The following is an 18885-nucleotide window of genomic DNA, read 5'->3' as shown; positions in this document are numbered from 1 at the left end:
CGACCGGCCGCGCGCATCAGACCGTGAGGTCGCGCTGTTCGCCGGGCCGGCCCGTCTCGCCGGTGACATTCACCCTAACCGGCCGGGGGTGGGGGTGGCCGACACCCCTGGGGGTGGTCCGGCTGCCCGCGGAGTCAGGTGGTCTGGGTGGGGGCGGTGTGGATCTCGATGCCCGCGGCGTCCCGCTCGATGAGGGCGCGCACGGCCTCGCGTTGCTCGTCGGAGTCCCACGCGATGGAGTCGAGCGCGGCGAGGGACTCGGCGACGACCCGCTCCAGGCCCGCCTCGGCGATGAGCCCGCGCTCGTGCATCAGGCGGGCGGCGCCCACGTAGGTGTCGACCACGTGGATGCCCTCCGTGGCGAGCCGCGCCCGTTCCTCGGCGGGCATGCCGACCACGTCGTGGATGACGACGATGTCGACGACCTCGCCGAACCGCTCGAGCAGCAGCTCGCCGACGCGGATGTCGCCCTGGCCCGAGTCGCCGATGAACAGCTTGCGGTACTCGGGGAACAGCTGGCGGTAGTGGTCGATGTTGGCGATCTTCTGGCCCGCCATCAGGTCGTGGGTGACCAGCGCCGACAGGGTCCCGGTGAGCACCGAGTGCGTGGCGATGCCGGCGCGGCGCAGGGAGGCGCGGGTGTGGTTCTCGATCAGGCCGAGCGCGTCGCCGGGCCGCGCGGTCACGAAGGTCAGGTCGCCGGTGGAGAACGGCTCGTCGTCGCCGCCCCGGTCGAGGGCGTCGAGCAGCGCCAGGATGCCGGGGTAGATCGTGCCGCGCGGGTAGCGCCGGTCGTGCAGCGCGCAGATGACGGTGTCGTCGATGTCGCACAGCACCTTCGACTCCCCGGTCTCGACCCCGGCGGCCTCGGTGGCGATGTGCTCGAGGATGCGGGCGCGGACGGCCTCGTCGCCGATGTCGGCGAACACCAGGCCCTCGAGGTCGTGGCTGTCGGTGCGGCTGTTGATCCGGTTCTTCAGGTGGGTCAGCTCGACCCCGTGGCGGGCGAGGAAGATGGCCGCGATGGCCTCCTCGTCGGCGCGGTCGGTGTGGCCGGCCTGCATGCCGTAGGCGAGGTTCGCCTGCGCCTCGATCGACAACTCGCCCAGCCGCTCGGTGAGCAGCTCGCGCAGCTCGGTGCGGTGCTGCGGGCCGAACCAGTGGTCGTCGATGTTGCGGAACAGCCCGGCGGCGTCGACCTCGCGGAGTACCTGGTCGAGCGTGGGTGCCGAGGCCTGCCGAAGCAGCTCGAGGACCTGCGCCTCCTCCTTGCGGTCGGTGTGGCCGCGCAGCAGCGTGACGATGAGGTCCTGGTCGATGGGCATGCCGCCAGCCTAGTTGCCGGTCCGGACGACGAGGCCGCCGGCCTGGATCCGGATGCGGACGTCGGCCACCTCGCCGACCACGTCCCCGTCCAGGTGCAGGGGGGTGGGCTCGTCGGGCACGGCCCAGACCGTGCGGGCCCGCGAGTAGCGCAGGGCTGCCGCCTCCCAGCGGTGGTGGGTCAGGCCGGCCCAGGCGATGGACGCCCACTGGGCCGGCGTCCGGAGGGGGACCTCGAGGCAGTCGAGGTGGCCGTCGTCGAGGCGGGCGTCGGGGAACACCTCGATGCCGAACGGGATCGCGCCGGAGTTGGCGACCAGCACGGTCCAGGTCTCGAGGCGGCGGCCCGGCGCGTTGTCGACCGAGAGCCGCATCGAGAGCGGCTTGCGGAGGAGGTGGCGCGCACCCGAGGCGAGGTAGGACGCCCAGCCGAGCCTGGACTTCGCGCCCGGGCTGGTCGCCAGCACGGTCGCCGCGTCGTGCCCCATGCCGGCCATGACGAGGAACGGCTGGTCGGGGGTGGGCGCCCCGACGGCGCCCTCGACCACGGGGCGCCAGCTCGCCCAGCCCACGTCGGTGGGCGCCGGCGACCCGAAGAGCGCCCGGTCGACCATCAGGCGGGGGTCGCGGGTGCGCAGGCCGAGGTTGAAGGCGAACAGGTTGGCCGTGCCCAGCGGCAGGATGCCGAGGTGGACCCCCGTGCCGGCGACCGCGCGGACGACCTCGCGCACGGTGCCGTCGCCGCCGCCCACCACCACGTGGCGGGCACCTTGGGCGACTGCCTCGCGGGCCTGGGCCCAGCCGGTCTCCGCCGCCGTGGTCTCCAGCACCCGGGGCGCCGGCAGGCCGGCGTCGGCGCACGCCCGCTCCAGCGAGTGCCGCGCCAGCGCGGACCGCTTGGCGACCGGGTTGAGGACCGCCCACACCGGGACGCCGGCGTCCGGTGCCTGTTCGGGGCTCATGAGGCCCATTGTGCTCGGTACTGTGACCCCATGAGCGAGATCCCGGCCGAGCTGGCTGGCCTGCGGGCCAGCATCGACAACCTCGACCAGGCGCTGGTGTGCCTGCTCGCCGAGCGCTTCCGGATCACGAAGGAGGTCGGCGTCCTGAAGGCCACCCGTGGCCTGCCGCCGGCCGACCCGGCCCGCGAGAAGCTGCAGATCGAGCGGCTGCGGTCGCTGGCCGACGGCGCGGGCCTCGACCCGGAGTTCGCCGAGAAGTTCCTGACCTTCATCGTTACCGAGGTCGTGCGCCACCACGAGCAGATCGCGCGCGAGCACGGCTCCTGATCAGCGGGCGAACAGCTCCACGAAGTTGCGCAGGATGCGCCCGGGGGAGTCGTCGACACCCGCCGCGTGCGCGGCCTCGACCAGCGTGTCGAACTCGTCGGGGTCGAAGTAGCCCGCGTTGCGGTAGATCACCATGCGCTCGACCAGGCGCGCCACGTCGAGTTCGGGGTGGAACTGCGTCACGTAGGCGCGGTCGCCCACCCGGAAGCTCTGCACCGGGCACGCGGTGCCGGTGGCGAGCAGGACCGAGTCGTTGGGCGTCCGGGAGCACGCCTCCTTGTGGCCGGTGAACGCCATGAACCGGTCGGGCACCCCCTCGAACAGCGGGTCGACGCGGCCGTGCTCGGTCAGGGTGACCTCCACCGCCGAGGTGGTCTCGCCGTAGGTGCGGTCGACCAACCCGCCGAGGTGCTGGGTGACGATGCCGACGCCGTAGCACAGGCCCAGCAGGGGCACCCGTTCGGCCAGGGCGGTGTCGACGATGCGGCCGAGGTCGGCCTCGACCCGGCGCTGGGTGTCGGTCTTGACCGCGTCGGAGGTGTTGAACTGGCCGCCGCCGATGACGATGCCGGAGTAGTCGTCGGGCCGGATCACCGGCAGCGGGGCCTGCTCGACGCGCAGCTGCACCAGCTGGCCGGGCTTGAGGCCCGCGAAGGAGGCGATGGCGTCGAACTCCTTGGCGACGGCGTCGTCGTGGTCGCGGATGGACAGGTGCAGGAACGGCTTCACGGACGGTCCTTCTCGGGCGGGCGGGTCAGGCGACGGGGTCGATGGAGGTGTCGGCGACGACCCCGGTGACCACCGAGTTCGGGGGCACGTCGTGGACGACGAGGGCGTTCGCGCCGACCTGCGTGCCCTCGCCGACGGTGATCGGGCCGATCACCTTGGCGCCGGCGCCGAGCAGGACGCCGTCGCCGATCGTGGGGTGCCGCTTGAACCGGCCGCGGGAGCGGCCGCCCAGGGTGACCTGGTGGTACATCACGACGTCGTCGCCGATCTCGGCGGTCTCGCCGATGACCACGCCCATGCCGTGGTCGATGAAGAAGCGGCGGCCGATGGTGGCGCCGGGGTGGATCTCGACGCCGGTCAGGCCCCGGGCCACCTGCGAGACCGCACGCGCGATCGGGCGCAGGCTCGACTTCCGGGTCCACAGGGCGTGCGCCACCCGGTGCGCCCACACGGCGTGGACGCCCGGGTAGAGCAGGGCCACCTCCATCCGACTCGACGCCGCCGGGTCCTCGCGCAGGGCCGCGTCGAGGTCCTCGGTCATGCGGTCGAGGAGGGTGCGGAGGCGGGTGTCGGAGCTCATGGGCCCCACTCCAGCACGTCTGGAAGAGGTCAGTCCATCAGGTCCGCATAGAGGACCGACGACAGGTACCGCTCGCCGAAGCTCGGGATCACCACGACGATCGTCTTGCCCGTGTTCTCGGGGCGGGCGGCGAGCTCACCGGCGGCCTTCAGCGCCGCGCCCGAGGAGATGCCGACGAGCAGGCCCTCGGCGCGGGCGGCCTCGCGGGCCATGGCCACGGCGTCCTCGGAGGAGACCGTAACGACCTCGTCGAGGACCGAGCGGTCCAGGATCTCGGGGACGAAGTTCGCCCCGATGCCCTGGATCTTGTGCGGGCCGGGCTGGCCGCCGGACAGGATCGGCGACTCGGCGGGCTCGACCGCGACCATCCGCACGCCGGGCTTGCGCTCCTTGAGCACCTGGCCGACGCCGGAGATGGTGCCGCCGGTGCCGACGCCGGCCACGACGATGTCGACCGTGCCGTCGGTGTCGGCCCAGATCTCCTCGGCCGTCGTGCGCCGGTGGATGTCGACGTTGGCCGGGTTCTCGAACTGCCGGACCAGCACGCCGCCGCGCTCGGCCGCGATCTCGTTGGCCTTGTTCACCGCACCGCGCATGCCCTCGGGGCCGGGGGTCAGGACGAGCTCGGCGCCGAAGGCGCGCAGCAGGGCGCGGCGCTCCTTGCTCATGGTCTCCGGCATCGTGAGCACGACGTCGTAGCCGCGGGCCGCGCCGACCATGGCCAGCGCGATGCCGGTGTTGCCGGAGGTCGCCTCGACGATGGTGCCGCCGGGCTCCAGCACGCCGGCCGCCTCGGCCGCGTCGACCATCGCCACACCGATGCGGTCCTTGACCGAGTTGGCCGGGTTGTAGAACTCCAGCTTGGCCAGCACGGTGGCGTTCGTCTCGCCGAACAGCTTGTTGACCTTGACCAGGGGCGTGCGGCCGATGAGGGCCGTGACGTTCTCGAACACGTTCATGGGTGAAACGTACCCGCAGCCCGCGGCGTCCGACAGGGGAGCGGGGGCGCGCCTACCCGAGCCGCCGGAACAGCCACACGCTCACGGCGACCTCGGTGTCGATCGGGTCGACCTCCTCGGGCACCCCGTGGAACGCGTTGGGGCCCATCGCGATCAGGTCGCGCACGAGGGCGGCGTCGGCCGAGAGGGCGGCGCGCACGCGGTGGCGGCCGATGGTCTCGAAGAGCCCGGACGCCGCGCGGGCCAGCCGGTCGTCCTTGTCGGCCTCGATGCCGAGCAGCCCGTGCCGTTCGCGCAGGGAGCGCAGGTGGTCGGGGTCGGGCGTCACGACGAGGAGGAGGCCGGCGTCGGCGAGCACGCGGGCGAACTCGCGCAGGTTACGCGGTGCGAAGACGCACGTCACCAGCGAGAACCGCTTGGTGCGCAGGGGCAGGGTGCCCCACGCGTCGGCGACGACCGAGGCGGCGCGGTCGTGGGCGCGGGCGGCTCGGCGGGCGGCGGGCACCGAGACGTCGAGCGAGACGCCCCGGGCCGCGGGCAGCGCGTCGAGCAGCCGGGCCAGGTGGTGGCCGGTCCCGCCGCCCACGTCCAGGATCGTGCGGGCCCCGGTGGCGCGCCGGGCGAGGGCGGCGTCGACGGCGTCGAAGGCCCCCGAGTCCAGCACCCGCGACCGGGCCTCGACCATCGCGGCGGTGTCGGCGTTGGCGGGCTGGGCCGCGCCCAGCAGGTTGAGGTGTCCCTGGCGGGCGACGTCGAAGGAGTGCCCCTGCCGGCAGGTGGCTGCGGCCGGCCCGAGGTCCAGGCCCTCGGCGCAGACCGGGCAGGCGAGCAGGCCGCGGGCGGCGTCCAGGCCCATCAGACCCCGCGCAGGCGGCCGCCGTCGACCGGGACGACGCAGCCGGTGACGAAGGAGGCGGCGTCCGACAGAAGGAAGGCGGCGACCCGGCCGAACTCGACCGGCTGGCCGACGCGGTTCATGGGGGAGGCCGAGCCCAGCGCGGCGAGCGCGGCGTCGGGGTCGGGGGACTGGCCGGCGAGCCAGTTGATCCGGTCGGTCTGGATCGTGCCGGGCATGAGGCCGACCGCGCGCGACCCGGAGTCGGCGAACTCGTCGGCCAGCTGCCGGATGAGCACGGCCAGGCCCGGGCGGGTGACATTCGACAGGGCCATGTCGGCCAGGGGTTCCTTGACCGAGGTGGAGAGCACGAAGGCCAGCGCCACGGGGCCTGGGGCGGCGTCCACGACGGCGCGGGCGGCGCGCAGGGCGCCCACCACGACGGAGTCGAACGCCGCGCGGTAGGTGTCGTCGGTCGTGCCGAGCACCGAGCCCTTGGGCGGCCCGCCGACGCTGACGAGGGCGCCGTCGAGGCGTCCCCACGTCTCGAGGGCGAGCGCCGCGGCGCGGGCGGCGGCGTCGGGCTCAGCGAGGTCGGCGGCGAGCGCGACCGCACGGTCGGCGCCCAGGGCCGCCACGGCGTCCGCCAACGGCTGCTCGCGGCGGGCGACGAGCACCACGCGCGCGCCCTCGGCGACGAGCTGGTCGGCGGTCGCGCGGCCGAGGCCGCCCGAGGCGGCCGTGACGACAAAGACCCTGTCAGTCAGCCCGAGGTCCATGGCTCGCCTCCTCCGTGCGCTCGACCGCCAGCTCGACCGGGGCCGGCCGGGCGGCGCGCTCCTTGGCGCGCTTGCGGTCGCGCAGGTCGTTGCGGATCAGGATGAACAGCCCCACCACGGCGATCGCCGCGAAGGCGAACCACTGCAGGGCGTAGCTCTGGTGCGGGCCCTCCGTCGGGGGCGGCGGGGTGACCGGGACCAGCTCGGCCGACTGGGCCGGGGTGACGTCGATCAGCGCGATGAAGCCGTTGACCAGGTCGAGGCCCAGGGCGCCGGACAGGGTGTCGGAGTTGACCAGCCGCACCGTGTTCTCGGTGGGGGTCATCTGGTTGGTGTTGCCCTGTTCGTTGCGCCGCACGTAGCCGGTCAGCTGCACCTCGCCGGCGGGCGGGTCGGGGAAGACCTTGGGGAAGTCCTGCCCTGCCGGGCGCTCGACGAAGCCGCGATCGACGAGGACGACCTGACCCGAGGTCGTCCGCAGCGGGGTGATCAGCTCCCACCCGGTCTTGCCGTCGAAGCTGCGGTAGCGGGCCTGGAGCTGCTTGTCGGCCAGGAAGGTGCCCGACACCGAGACCCGCTGCCACTGGTCGGCGTCGGTGATCGTGCCGGTGAAGACCTCCTCGAACGGCCGGACCGGGGCCTTCTCGTGCTCGGCGGTGGTCGCGTTGCGGTCGCGGCGCTGGTCGAGCCGGTCGAGCTGCCACTGCCCCAGTTGGACGAACGTGAACCCCAACGCCACGACGAAGAGCGTCATCAGCCCCCATCGCAGCCACGTGCGCTTCACCGATCGTCCTCCTCTACCTCGCCCTTGACGACCTCGCCGGCGGTGAGCTCCAGGCGCTGCGGCACGTCCTCGTCGGGGGACGCCGTGGGCTCGGGCCTGTTGTCGCGCGCGTTGCCCAGCAGCACGGCGATGCCCGGGAGCAGGGCCGCGGTGACGAACAGCACGACGTTCCACGGCAGGGGGACGAACACGGCGGCGATGAAGCACACCACCCGGAAGGTCATCGTGATGATGTAGCGCTTGGCGCGCTGGTCGGTGGACAGGCTGTTGCCGAACCGCGCGCTCGTGATGAGCGCCGGTTGGGCGTGCACAGCGCGTCCGGCCATGCTGCAAGCCTACGCCTGCGCCGGGGCGGTCTCACGCTACGGTTGTCGCCGTGACGCAGACACCTCGCAGCATCCTCGTGACCGGCGGCGCCCGGGGCATCGGCCGCGCCATCGTGGAGGAGTTCCTCGCCCAGGGCCACAAGGTCGCCGCCGCCAGCACCTCCGGTCGCGCGCCCGAGGGCGCCCTCGGCATCGCCTGCGACGTGGCCGACGCCGCGTCCGTCGACGCCGCCTTCAAGGCCGCCGAGGAGGTGCACGGCCCGGTCGAGGTCGTGGTCGCCAACGCCGGCATCACCAAGGACACGCTCATCCTGCGCATGAGCGAGGCCGACTTCGACGCCGTCGTCGACGTCAACCTCAAGGGCGCGTTCAACGTCGCCAAGCGCGGTGCGAGGTCGATGCTGCGCGCCAAGTGGGGCCGCATCATCCTCATCGGCTCGGTCGTCGGCCTCTACGGCTCGCCCGGCCAGGTCAACTACGCCGCCACCAAGTCGGGCCTCGTCGGCATCGCCCGCTCGCTGACCCGCGAGCTGGGCGGCCGCAACATCACCGCCAACGTGGTCGCGCCCGGCTTCATCGAGACCGAGATGACCGCCGTCCTGCCCGAGGAGACGGTCGCCGGCTACAAGGCCGCCATCCCCGCCGGCCGGCTCGGCGGTCCCGCCGAGGTCGCGGCCGCCGTCGCCTACCTGGCCTCCGACGCCGCGGGCTACGTCTCCGGGGCCGTGCTCCCGGTCGACGGCGGCCTGGGCATGGGCCACTGACACCCGCTCCCCACACCGAAGGAACAGCCATGGGAATCCTCGAGGGCAAGACCATCCTCGTCACCGGCGTGACGATGAACACCTCCATCGCGTACAAGGTCGCCGAGATCGCCCAGACCGAGGGCGCCACCGTCGTGGTGTCCAACTTCGGCCGCGCGATGAGCCTGACCAACCGCATCGTCAAGCGCCTCGACCCCGCCCCGGCGGTGCTCGAGCTGGACGTGACGAACGCCGAGCACCTGGCCGGCCTCCCGGACGCCCTCCGCGCGGTCGGCGTCGAGCGGCTCGACGGCGTCGTGCACTCGGTGGCGTACGCCAACCCCGAGACCGCGCTCGGCGGCAAGTTCCTCACCACCCCGCCCGAGGACGTCGCCCAGGCGATCCACGTCTCGGCGTACTCGCTGGTCAGCCTCACGATGGCGTGCAAGCCGATCCTGAACAACCCCGCCAGCGTCGTCGGCCTCACCTTCGACGCGCGCGTGTCGTGGCCGACCTACGACTGGATGGGTGTCGCCAAGGCCGCCCTGGAGTCGACCTCGCGCTACCTCGCCCGCTACGTCGGCGCGGACGGCATCCGCTCCAACATCGTCGCCGCCGGCCCCCTGGACACCATCGCGAAGAAGGCCATCCCGGGCGCCAACACCTTCAACGACATCTGGGGTGACCGCGCCCCCCTCGGCTGGGACGACCACGACGCCACGCCGACCGCCAAGGCCGTCGTGGCCCTGCTGTCGGACTGGTTCCCCATGACCACCGGCGAGATGATCCACGTCGACGGGGGCCTGCACTCCACCGGCGCGTGACACGGGCCGGGGAGGCCACGCCCGCGGCGTCCGGCCGGTAGGTTGGAGGCATGGCACCTGTCGTTGAGCTCGCCGACGTCTCGATCGTCCGCAACGGGTCGACGCTGCTCGACCGCATCAACTGGGTCATCGACGAGGCCGACCGCTGGGTGGTCATCGGGCCGAACGGCGCCGGCAAGACCACGCTGCTGCAGGTCGTCTCGGCCAACCTCCACCCCAGCGACGGCATGGCCTCCATCCTCGACGAGGTGCTGGGGGCCGTGGACGTGTTCGAGCTCCGCCCGCGCATCGGCGTGACCTCGGCGGCGCTGGCCGACCGCATCCCGCGGTCGGAGGCCGTCGGGAACGTCATCGTCTCGGCCGCCTACGCGGTGGTGGGCCGGTGGCACGAGGGCTACGAGGTGGACGACTTCCGCCGGGCCGCGCAGCTGATGCAGCAGCTCCACATCGAGCACCTCGGCAAGCGCACGTTCGGCACGCTGAGCGAGGGCGAGCGCAAGCGCGTCCAGATCGCCCGCGCCCTCATGACCGACCCCGAGCTGCTGCTGCTCGACGAGCCCGGCGCCGGCCTCGACCTGGCCGGCCGCGAGCGGCTGGTCGCGACCCTGTCCGAGATCGTGGCCGACGAGTTCTCCCCGGCCACCGTGCTGGTCACCCACCACCTCGAGGAGATCCCGCCGGGCATGACCCACGCGATGCTGCTCAAGCAGGGCCGCGTGGTCGCCGCCGGCCCGATCACCGAGGTGCTGACCGACGAACACATGAGCGAGGCCTTCGACCTGCCGCTCAAGGTCAGCGTCGAGGACGGCCGCTGGTCGGCGCGCGCCGCGCGCAGGCACCCCGAGCGCGCGGCGGTCGAGGAGTAACCGTGCTCGAGTGGATCCAGGAGAACCTCTGGCTGGTCTGGCTGGTGCTGGCCGGCGGCCTCGCGGTGTCCGAGATGCTCACGCTCGACATGACCCTGCTGATGCTGGCCGGCGGTGCGTTGGCCGGCGCGGGGGTCGCCCTGGTGTTCCCGGGCCTGCTGTGGGTCCAGGTGCTCGTCGCCGTCGTCGTGGCCGTCGCGCTGCTGGGCTTCCTGCGCCCCGAGATCCTCCGCCGCCTCCACAAGGGGGAGGGCTACCGCTCGACGTTCGACCAGCTGCTGGGGGCGTCCGGGCGGGCCGCGGGGGAGATCACCGCTACCACCGGCGAGGCCACGATCAACGGCGAGACCTGGACCGCCCGCTCGTGGGACGGGGAGACCATCGCCGCCGGCGTCCCCGTCGACGTGATGGAGGTCGACGGCCTGACCGTCGTGGTGCACCCGCGCAACAAGCCGCTGGGCTCCTGAGCCACGGGGTGCCGTCGCGCCTGCCAGTCGCGTGGGTGCCACCGACTAGTCTGGGTCGTGCACAACCCCGACCCCTGAGGAGGCGGCCCGCATGCCCGACCCGTTCCTGATCCTGATGATCCTGATCGCCGTCGTGGCGGTCGTCGCGCTCGGCCTCTCGGTCCGCGTCATCCAGCAGATGCAGGTCGGCATCGTGCAGCGGCTGGGCAAGTTCAACCGCGAGATCGGCCCCGGCCTGCACCTGATCGTGCCGTTCATCGACCGCGTCGCCTACACCATGGACATGCGCGAGGCCGTCGTACCGTTCCCGCCCCAGGGCGTCATCACCGAGGACAACCTGATGGTCGGCATCGACTCGGTCATCTACTACCAGATCGTCGACCCGAAGCGGGCCGCGTACGAGGCCCAGAACTACATCCAGGCCATCGAGCAGCTCACCATGACCACGCTGCGCAACATCATCGGCGGCATGGACCTCGAGCAGACCCTCACCTCGCGTGAGGAGATCAATCAGAAGCTGCGCGCGGTGCTCGACGAGGCCACCGGCAAGTGGGGCATCAAGGTCAACCGCGTCGAGCTGCGGTCGATCGAGCCGCCGGCCACGATCCGCGACGCGATGGAGAAGGGCGCCCGCGCCGAGCGCGAGAAGCGCGCCCAGATCCTGCTCGCCGAGGGCCAGCGCCAGTCGCAGATCCTGTCGGCGTCCGGTGACCGCGAGTCCTCGATCCTCCGGGCGCAGGGTGAGCGCGAGTCCCAGGTGCTGCGGGCCCAGGCCGACCGCCAGGCGTCCATGCTGCGCGCCGAGGGCGAGGCGCAGGCCATCACGACGGTGTTCCACGCGATCCACGCCGCCGAGCCCGACCAGGCGCTGCTGAGCTACCAGTACCTGCAGATGCTGCCGAAGCTGGCCACCGGCGACGCCAACAAGGTCTGGATCATCCCGTCGGAGCTGAACGACGCCCTCAAGGGCCTGGGCGGCAACCTCGGCGAGGTCGCCGGCAAGGCGCTCGGTGCGGTCGACCCGTCGAAGTTCGAGGCCCCGAAGAAGGTGGACGTCTTCGCCGAGATCGAGGCGTCCAAGAAGGCCGAGGAGGCCGAGAGCCAGGCGTCGGTCGAGCAGGCCATCGCCGAGGCGCAGAAGCTCGAGGCCGGCAAGGCCGCGCGCCTGTCGACGGCCCCGCACAACCCCGAGCTGACCGCGCAGCGCGAGGTCATCGACCCCGTCGCCGACCTGCTGCCCGAGGCGCAGCCCGACTTCGAGGTCGCGCCCGAGCCGCAGCGCGCGGTCGAGGACGAGCGTTGACCCCGCTCGAGACCGCCGGGGCGGGCGGCGACCCGGTCGCCCTGGCCATCACGGCCCTCGGCATCGGGGCGATCTACGCCGTGATCGCGTTGGGCGGCCGCCTGGGCCGGCTCCGGCCCAACCCGCTGGCGGGCATCCGCACGAGCGCGACCATGTCCTCCCCGTCCGCCTGGCGGGCCGGGCACGCGGCCGCCGCGAAGTGGTTGGGGATCGGCGCGGTCATCGCCCTCATGTGCGGGGTGGCCTCCCTGCTCGCCGTCGCCAGCGGCAGTGCCGGGCTGGCCGCCGTGCTGGGCGCGCTCGGCCTGGGCACCGCGATCATCGTGTTGTTCCCGGCCGTCGCGGCCGCGCAGAAGGCGGCCCGCGAGGCGCGCCGCTGACCCGGGCTCAGGCCCAGGCGCGCACCCGCGCGATCACGTCGTCGCAGAACACGTCGTAGGCGGGGTCCGGACGCCGCGAGTCCGGGTGCGCCTGCATCCACTCCCACGCCCGGGCGACGCCCTCTGCCCAGGTGGTGCGGGCGTCGAACGCCGGCACCAGGGACTTCACCAGCGTGTTGTCGAACACGATCGTGGCCGCCTTGTCGCCCAGCAGTGCCGCCTCCAGGTCCTCCCGCAGTGCGCCCAGGGTGGCGGACGGGACGTGCACCAGGTCGGGCTCGCCGGCGCCGATCACCCCGGCCACCGTGCGGAACGCCCGGTTCCAGGTGATCGACTCGTCGGAGGTGATGTGGACCGCACGCCCGAGCGCGCCCTCGTTGCCGAGCAGGCCGACCAGCCCGACGGCGAAGTCCTCGTTCCAGGTGAACGTCCACAGCGACTCGCCGTCGCCGTGCACGATGACCGGCTTGCCGTCCAGCACCCGCTGCCACGCCGCCCACGGGTTCCCGAAGTGGAAGTTGGTCGGGATCGTCCGCTCGCCATAGGTGTGCGAGGGCCGCACGATCGTCCACGGCAGGTCGCCGGCGCCGGCGCGCAGGGCCTCCTCGCCCGCGATCTTGTCCCGGGCGTAGGCCGAGTAGGGGTTGCCCTGCGGCGAGTCCTCGGTGACCACGTGGTGGGGCAGCGGCTTGAGGTAGGTCGAGCACGAGCTGACCAGCACGTACTGGCCCGCCCGCCCCGCGAGGACGCGCAGGTCCCGCTCGACGTCCTCGCCGTCGAAGGCCAGGAACTGGACGACGGCGTCGAACTCGCGCCCGCCCAGCGCGTCCCGCAGCGAGGCCTCGTCGCGCACGTCGCCGACGAGGTGCTCCACGCCCTCGGGCAGGGGTTCGCGGTTGCCGCGGTTGAGGACGCTCAGCGAGTGGCCCTCGGCGAGCACCCGCGCCACGACGGCTCGGCTGATGGTTCCGGTTCCCCCGGTGAGCAGGACGCGCATGGCGTCATCCTGTCACGCCGGGCTCAGGCGCGACCGAGCAACCGCACGGCCGTTTGCATCCGCATCGGGCGGAACCCGGCGGCCAGCGCCCGGCGCTTGAGGCCGGGCTGGGCGCGCAGGAGGGCCCACCCCCGGCGCAGCAGCACCAGCGGGGGCTTGCGCCGTTGGGCGAGGTCGCGGCGCAGCCGCAGGAGGCCCACCAGCCAGCGCGAGCGGTCCAGGTAGACCGGCTCGACCTGCAGGCCGGCGGCCCGGGCGTGGGGGAGGAGCTCGATGGCGAAGATGCCCTCGGCGACCACGAGCCCGCGGCCGTCGAGCGTGAGCTCGTGCATGCCCACCCGGCGGCTCTCGGCGATCGAGTACGAGGGCACGAGCGCGCGCCCCTCGTGCACCAGGGCCGTGAGGGCGGCGACCGCACCCGAGGCGTCCCAGGTCGCGGGGTCGTCCCAGTCGACGATGCCGTGCGCGCGGGGCAGGTCGGGGTGGTCGGCGTCCAGGTAGAAATCGTCCAGGCGCAGCGGCAGCGCGCCGGTGACGTGCGCCAGCCGCGACTTGCCGCCGCCCGAGGGGCCGGCGAGCAGGACGACCCGGGTCACAGCCCCAGCGCGGCCGCCATGTCGGCCTTGAGCTGCTCCATCACCGCCGCCGCCTCGGCGCGCGCAGCGTCGAGGTCACCGGACCGCTCCGGGGGGAGCGACACCTGCAGGTACACCTTGAGCTTCGGCTCGGTGCCCGACGGGCGGGCCACCGCGCGGACGCCCTCGCCCTCGAAGAGCACGCCGTCGGTCGGCGGCAGGCCGTTCCAGCCCTCGCCGAGGTCGGACGCCGTCACCGGCACACCGGCGAGCTCGGTCGGCAGGTCGGCCCGCAGGCGGGCCATGGCGTCGGAGATGAGCGAGAGGTCGGAGACGCGGAACGACAGCGGGGCCGTGAGGTGGACGCCGTGGGTGCGGGCGATCTCGTCGAGGCGGCCCTGGACGGTGGAGCCCTCGGCCTTCAGGGCCGCCACCAGCGCGAGCACGCGGGTGAGGGTGGAGATGCCGTCCTTGTCGGCCACGCCCTCGGGGTCGGTGCAGTAGCCGATGGCCTCCTCGTAGCCGAACGCGAGCCCGGGCACGCGGCCGATCCACTTGAAGCCGGTCAGCGTCATCTGGAACGGCTGGCCCGCGGCGGCCGCCATCCGGCCCAGCAGGGTGGAGGAGACGACCGAGCAGGCGTAGACCCCGGGCGTCCCGCGGCGCAGCGCGTCGTCGGCGAGCAGCCAGCCGAGCTCGTCACCCGACAGCATCCGCCACTGCCCGTCGAAGGGGGCGGCGAGGGCGGAGCGGTCGGCGTCGGGGTCGTTGGCGATCGCCACGTCGGCGTCGGTGGTGCGGGCGAGGGCCAGGGCGAGGTCCATCGCGCCCTTCTCCTCGGGGTTGGGGAACGCGACGGTCGGGAACGCCGGGTCGGGCAGCGCCTGCTCGTCGACCAGCGCGGGCGCGGGGAAGCCGGTGCGGTCGAGCACGCGGGCCACGACCTCGGCGCCGACGCCGTGCATGGCGGTGTAGACCCAGGCCAGGTCGCGCGGGGCGTCGTCGGCCACGAGGGACGCCACGCGGCCCACGTAGGCCTCCAGCAGCGGCTCGCCGATCGTCTCGTAGTTCTCGGCCCGGGCGATCGAGGACAGGGGGAGCTGCGCGACCGTCTCGATCTGCGCGGCGATCTCGCCGTCGGTCGGGGGCACGATCTGGGAGGGGCCGACGTAGACCTTGTAGCCGTTGTCCTGCGGCGGGTTGTGGGACGCCGTGACGACGACCCCGGCCACGCAGTGGTAGTGCCCGATGCCGAACGCCACGACCGGCGTCGGCACGTGGGTCTCGGTGAGCAGGGGGCGCAGCCCGTGGCCGGCGAGGATCTCGGCGGTGTCCCGGGCGAACACGTCGGAGTTGTAGCGGGCGTCGTAGCCGACCAGCACCGTGCGGCCGGCGTGCCCGTTGTCGACCAGCCAGCGGGCCAGCCCTGCGGCGGCCTGGGAGACCACGACGCGGTTCATCCGGTTCGGGCCGGGGCCCAGCGCGGCCCGGAGGCCCGCGGTGCCGAACGCGAGGCGTCCAGAGAAGGCGTCGACGATCTCGGCGACCGCGTCGGCGTCGCCACCCTCGGAACGCTCGATGAGGTGGTCCAGCGCCGTGATCGTGGCCTGGTCGGGGTCGGCGGCCTGCCAGTCGCGCAGGCGCTGCAGCAGTTCGGCGGGCAGCATCACAGCACCTCCAGCAGGCCGGACAGCAGCGAGTGCAGGCGCGGCACGGCGTTGCGGCCGGCCTCGATGACCTCGGCGTGGTCGAGCACCTCGCCGGTGATGCCGGCGGCGGCGTTGGTCACCAGCGAGATGCCGAGCACCTCCAGGCCGGCCTCGCGGGCGGCGATGCACTCCAGGGCGGTCGACATGCCCACGAGGGTGCCGCCGATCGCGGCGGCCATGCGCACCTCGGCCGGGGTCTCGTACTGCGGGCCCGCGAACTGGACGTAGACGCCCTCGTCGAGGTCGGGGTCGACCGTGCGGGCGAGGTCGCGCAGGGCGGGGGAGTAGGCGTCGGTCAGGTCGACGAAGTTCGCCCCGTGCAGCGGGGTGGCGCCGGTCAGGTTGATGTGGTCGGCGATGAGGACCGGCGTGCCGGGCGCCCAGGCGGGGTCGAGGCCCCCGCAGCCGTTGGTGAGGACGAGGCGGGTCGCCCCGGCGGCGGCCGCCGTGCGGACGCCGTGGACGACGGCGTCGGCGCCCTTGCCCTCGTAGAAGTGGGTGCGCCCGGTGAACAGGGCGGCGATGCGGCCCGAGGGCAGGCGCAGCGCGCGCACCGCGCCGCCGTGGCCGGCGACGACCGGGGCGGAGAAGCCGGGGAACTCGCCCAGCGGCACCTCGGCCACGACCTCGCCGAGGTCGGTGGCGGCGGTCGACCAGCCGGAGCCGAGCACGAGCGCCACGTCGATGCGGTCCACCCCCAGACGCTGCTTCAGGGCGTTGGCGGCCTGCTCGGCCAGGGCGTAGGGGTCCGTCAACTGCGTCACCTCGCCGAGCATAGTGGCGCCACGGTCCTCACGCTTAGACGCCCCCCGTGGTGCATGGAAGAATGCCGAGCATGACGGACGTGGTGATCATCGGTGGCGGACCTGGCGGCTACGAGGCGGCGCTGGTGGGCGCGCACCTGGGCGGGAAGGTCACGGTCATCGAGCGTGCGGGCGTCGGCGGTTCCGCCGTGCTCACCGACGTGGTTCCGTCCAAGGGCCTCATCGCCGTCTCCGACGTGATGACGCGCATCCGCAAGTCGAACAAGCTCGGCCTCGAGCCGGTCGACCCGTCGCAGACCAGCCTCGTTGAGACCGTCCGGGTCGACGCGGTCAAGATGAACGAGCGCCTCCTCGAGCTGGCCGCCCAGCAGAGCGCCGACATCCAGACCCGCCTCAACCTCGAGGGCGTCCGCACCATCCACGGCAACGGCCGGCTGGACGGCACCGAGCACGTCATCGCCACCACGCCCGACGGCAAGGAGGAGCGCCTCCACGCCGACATCATCCTCGTCGCCACCGGCACGCGCCCCCGCGAGCTCGACGACGCCAAGCCCGACGGCGAGCGCATCCTGAACTGGAAGCAGCTCTACAACCTGCGCGAGATGCCCCGCAAGCTGATCGTCGTCGGTTCGGGCGTCACCGGCGCCGAGTTCGCCAGCGCCTACCACGCGCTGCGCTGCGAGGTCGTCCTCGTCAGCTCGCGCGAGATGGTGCTCCCGAGTCAGGACGCCGACGCCGCCCGCGTCATCCAGGAGGTCTTCGAGCGCCGCGGCATGGAGATCCTGTCCCGCTCGCGCGCGGTCGCCGCCCGCCGGACGGAGGACGGCGTCATCGTCACGCTGGCCGACGGCCGCGAGGTCGAGGGCAGCCACGTGCTGATGGCCGTGGGCTCCATCCCCAACACCGAGGACCTCGGTCTCGAGGAGGCCGGCGTCGAGCTGACCCCGTCGGGCCACATCAAGGTCGACGGCGTCTCCCGCACCTCGGCGCGCGGCGTGTACGCGGCCGGCGACGTCACGGGCGTCTACCCGCTGGCGTCCGTGGCCGCCATGCAGGGCCGCAACGCCATGTACCACTCGCTGGGCGACGCGGTGGCCCCGCTCAACCAGCGCCACGTCTCCGCCAACGTCTTCACCTCCCCCGAGATCGCGACGGTGGGCGTCACCCAGGAGCAGCTCGACTACGACCTGGTCCGCGGCAAGGCCCTGATGATGCCGCTGCACTCCAACGCCCGCGCCAAGATGCAGGACCTGAACTTCGGGTTCGTCAAGGTGTTCTGCAGCCCGTCGGGCGTGATCATCGGTGGCGTTGTGGTCGCCCCCGGGGCGTCCGAGTTGATCCACTCGCTGGCGCTGGCCGTCCGGCGCCGGCTCACGGTGGACCACATGGCTCAGGCGTTCACGGTGTACCCGTCGATGTCCGGCTCGATCGCCGAGGCGGCCCGCCGCCTGCACGGCGTCCAGTCCGACGACCCGCACACCGACCACTGACGGACACCCCGACTCCACCCCAGGGATGATTTCCGGCGACTCAGGTAGGGCGTCCGGGACGCCGCGAGGAGTTGGGGCCGGGTTGCGGCTACCGTAGGTGAACGTGACGCAGAACATCCCCCTGGCCGTCGGCCTGGTGCTCATCAGCTCGTTCTGCTTCGCCCTGTCCGCACACCTGCAGCACCACGCCGTCGACGCCCAGCTGTCCGGCAATGCGCAGAAGCAGCAGATGAGCTTCCGCACCTTCCTCACGGCCGTGCGCAAGCCGCGGTGGCTGCTCGGGCTGGTGCTGCTGGGGGTCTCGGCCGTCCTGCAGGTGACGGCGCTGTTCTTCGGCCCGCTGTCGGTCGTCCAGCCCCTCGGCCTGCTGGCCTTCCCGTGGTCGGTGCTGCTGGCCGCCCGCGCCACCCGCACGTGGGTGCCGCCGCGCACGCAGCTGGCCGTCGTGGTCACCGTCGCCTCCACGCTGGCCTTCACCCTCGTCACCGGCATCCACGCGGCCGCGGAGTCCGACCTCGTGATGCGCAAGGTGATCATCGGCGCGCTCATCGTGTACGTCGTCGCAGCCCTGTTCGCCACGCTCGGGGCCAAGGGGCCGTTCGCGTGGCGGTGCCTGTTCTGGTCCTCCGGCGGGGCGCTGTTCTACGGCCTCGAGGCGTCCATGGTGAAGTCGATCTGGGAGTACGTGAAGACCCAATCCTGGCCCTACTCGGCGGCCATCTTCGGCATCCTCGTCGCGCTCGTCGTGGGCGCCATCGCCGCCGGCTGGTACATGCAGCAGGGCTACGCGACCGGCCCGTCCGAGATCGTGGTCGGCTCGATGACCGTCACCAGTCCCGTCGTGGCCGTGGCCTTCGGCATCCTCGTCCTGGGCGAGGGGGTCGGCATCACGCCGGCCGCAGCCGCCCTGATGATCCTCCTGGGCGCCACCGCCATCGCGGGTGTGATCGGCCTGACGCGCTTCCACCCCACGTACGAACACCGTGCCCCCGAGGAGCTCGGGAGCACGGCGTCCGGTCAGGTCAGCCCGTAGGGATCAGACGGTATGAGCAGCTCCTCTTGTGTGAGGGGTTGCGGGCCAGGGCCTCTCTCGCGCATGTTCGTGGGTTACCGAACGAGGGTGGTCCTTGGTTCGGCCTATCCACAGTCGTGAGGAGGCCCCG

At 72.9% G+C, this 18885-nt stretch carries 22 protein-coding genes; 9 read left to right on the top strand and 13 right to left on the bottom strand.

Features of this window, described 5'->3' with window-relative positions; translation table 11 throughout:
- Window positions 1–134: 134 nt before the first annotated feature.
- Window positions 135–1325 (bottom strand): hypothetical protein, encoded by a 1191-nt coding sequence (locus H5397_RS08385; RefSeq protein ID WP_182816518.1) that lies wholly within the window; start codon window positions 1323–1325, stop codon window positions 135–137.
- Between the two features lie 9 nt (window positions 1326–1334).
- Window positions 1335–2285, bottom strand: coding sequence for a diacylglycerol kinase family protein (locus tag H5397_RS08380; protein ID WP_182816516.1), 951 nt, complete (start codon window positions 2283–2285; stop codon window positions 1335–1337).
- Between the two features lie 30 nt (window positions 2286–2315).
- On the opposite strand from H5397_RS08380, the gene H5397_RS08375 reads away from it, so the two are divergent.
- On the top strand, window positions 2316–2612 hold the full coding sequence (locus tag H5397_RS08375) for a chorismate mutase (RefSeq protein ID WP_182816514.1): 297 nt from the start codon (window positions 2316–2318) through the stop codon (window positions 2610–2612).
- On the opposite strand, the gene H5397_RS08370 is transcribed toward H5397_RS08375, so the two are convergent.
- Genes H5397_RS08370 through H5397_RS08340 form a run of 7 tightly spaced genes read right to left on the bottom strand, consistent with a single transcriptional unit; the run spans window position 2613 to window position 7604 of the window.
- On the bottom strand, window positions 2613–3341 hold the full coding sequence (locus tag H5397_RS08370; RefSeq protein ID WP_182816512.1) for a glutamine amidotransferase: 729 nt from the start codon (window positions 3339–3341) through the stop codon (window positions 2613–2615). It lies immediately after the preceding gene.
- 25 nt (window positions 3342–3366) lie between these two features.
- Window positions 3367–3921: a serine O-acetyltransferase EpsC gene (gene epsC / locus H5397_RS08365; RefSeq protein ID WP_182816510.1), complete on the bottom strand. Its 555-nt coding sequence runs from the start codon at window positions 3919–3921 to the stop codon at window positions 3367–3369.
- 29 nt (window positions 3922–3950) lie between these two features.
- Window positions 3951–4880, bottom strand: a complete 930-nt coding sequence (gene cysK / locus H5397_RS08360) for a cysteine synthase A (RefSeq protein WP_182816508.1) — start codon at window positions 4878–4880, stop codon at window positions 3951–3953.
- A gap of 52 nt (window positions 4881–4932) precedes the next feature.
- Window positions 4933–5736, bottom strand: coding sequence for a putative RNA methyltransferase (locus tag H5397_RS08355; protein WP_182816506.1), 804 nt, complete (start codon window positions 5734–5736; stop codon window positions 4933–4935).
- Window positions 5736–6494, bottom strand: a complete 759-nt coding sequence (locus H5397_RS08350) for an SDR family oxidoreductase (RefSeq protein WP_182816504.1) — start codon at window positions 6492–6494, stop codon at window positions 5736–5738. The genes H5397_RS08355 and H5397_RS08350 overlap by 1 nt, the downstream gene beginning before the upstream one ends.
- Window positions 6475–7278 (bottom strand): SURF1 family protein, encoded by an 804-nt coding sequence (locus tag H5397_RS08345; RefSeq protein WP_182816502.1) that lies wholly within the window; start codon window positions 7276–7278, stop codon window positions 6475–6477. The genes H5397_RS08350 and H5397_RS08345 overlap by 20 nt, the downstream gene beginning before the upstream one ends.
- A complete protein-coding gene (locus H5397_RS08340) occupies window positions 7275–7604 on the bottom strand; it encodes a DUF3099 domain-containing protein (RefSeq protein WP_182816500.1) in 330 nt (109 codons plus the stop codon). The genes H5397_RS08345 and H5397_RS08340 overlap by 4 nt, the downstream gene beginning before the upstream one ends.
- Window positions 7605–7654: 50 nt before the next feature.
- On the opposite strand from H5397_RS08340, the gene fabG reads away from it, so the two are divergent.
- The 6 genes from fabG (at window position 7655) to H5397_RS08310 (ending at window position 12187) form a co-directional block, all read left to right on the top strand.
- Entirely contained in the window at window positions 7655–8368 is a 714-nt protein-coding gene (gene fabG / locus H5397_RS08335; RefSeq protein ID WP_182816489.1) for a 3-oxoacyl-ACP reductase FabG, read from the top strand.
- Window positions 8369–8397: 29 nt separating this feature from the next.
- Entirely contained in the window at window positions 8398–9171 is a 774-nt protein-coding gene (gene fabI / locus H5397_RS08330; protein WP_182816487.1) for an enoyl-ACP reductase FabI, read from the top strand.
- Between the two features lie 50 nt (window positions 9172–9221).
- The gene (locus tag H5397_RS08325; RefSeq protein WP_182816485.1) at window positions 9222–10037 is read left to right on the top strand and encodes an ABC transporter ATP-binding protein; all 816 of its coding nucleotides are present in this window, start codon (window positions 9222–9224) and stop codon (window positions 10035–10037) included.
- Window positions 10038–10039: 2 nt separating this feature from the next.
- Window positions 10040–10504: an NfeD family protein gene (locus H5397_RS08320; RefSeq protein WP_182816483.1), complete on the top strand. Its 465-nt coding sequence runs from the start codon at window positions 10040–10042 to the stop codon at window positions 10502–10504.
- A gap of 91 nt (window positions 10505–10595) precedes the next feature.
- Complete coding sequence (locus H5397_RS08315) at window positions 10596–11807, top strand: SPFH domain-containing protein (protein WP_182816481.1); 1212 nt, start codon at window positions 10596–10598, stop codon at window positions 11805–11807.
- On the top strand, window positions 11804–12187 hold the full coding sequence (locus tag H5397_RS08310; RefSeq protein WP_182816479.1) for an SdpI family protein: 384 nt from the start codon (window positions 11804–11806) through the stop codon (window positions 12185–12187). Before H5397_RS08315 ends, H5397_RS08310 begins: the two co-directional genes overlap by 4 nt.
- Before the next feature lie 7 nt (window positions 12188–12194).
- Here the strand turns inward: H5397_RS08310 and H5397_RS08305 are convergent, their stop codons facing one another.
- The 4 genes from H5397_RS08305 to H5397_RS08290 are packed head-to-tail and all read right to left on the bottom strand — an operon-like array spanning window position 12195 to window position 16232.
- Window positions 12195–13184, bottom strand: coding sequence for an SDR family oxidoreductase (locus H5397_RS08305; RefSeq protein WP_182816478.1), 990 nt, complete (start codon window positions 13182–13184; stop codon window positions 12195–12197).
- A gap of 23 nt (window positions 13185–13207) precedes the next feature.
- A complete protein-coding gene (locus H5397_RS08300) occupies window positions 13208–13780 on the bottom strand; it encodes a uridine kinase (RefSeq protein ID WP_182816476.1) in 573 nt (190 codons plus the stop codon).
- A complete protein-coding gene (locus H5397_RS08295) occupies window positions 13777–15426 on the bottom strand; it encodes a phospho-sugar mutase (protein ID WP_182816474.1) in 1650 nt (549 codons plus the stop codon). Before H5397_RS08295 ends, H5397_RS08300 begins: the two co-directional genes overlap by 4 nt.
- Window positions 15426–16232, bottom strand: a complete 807-nt coding sequence (locus tag H5397_RS08290) for a purine-nucleoside phosphorylase (protein WP_309224322.1) — start codon at window positions 16230–16232, stop codon at window positions 15426–15428. Before H5397_RS08290 ends, H5397_RS08295 begins: the two co-directional genes overlap by 1 nt.
- Window positions 16233–16303: 71 nt before the next feature.
- Between H5397_RS08290 and H5397_RS08285 the strand changes: the two genes are divergently transcribed.
- A complete protein-coding gene (locus tag H5397_RS08285) occupies window positions 16304–17722 on the top strand; it encodes an NAD(P)H-quinone dehydrogenase (protein WP_182816470.1) in 1419 nt (472 codons plus the stop codon).
- A 103-nt stretch (window positions 17723–17825) separates the two neighbouring features.
- Complete coding sequence (locus H5397_RS08280; protein ID WP_182816468.1) at window positions 17826–18755, top strand: EamA/RhaT family transporter; 930 nt, start codon at window positions 17826–17828, stop codon at window positions 18753–18755.
- The last annotated feature ends 130 nt before the right edge of the window (window positions 18756–18885 follow it).

Source organism: Propioniciclava sp. MC1683 (genome assembly GCF_014164675.1).
In the GTDB taxonomy this organism is placed as follows: Bacteria; Actinomycetota; Actinomycetes; order Propionibacteriales; family Propionibacteriaceae; genus Propioniciclava.
The sequence above is the reverse complement of the archived record's forward strand: the minus strand, read 5'-3'. Positions and strand labels throughout refer to the sequence as shown.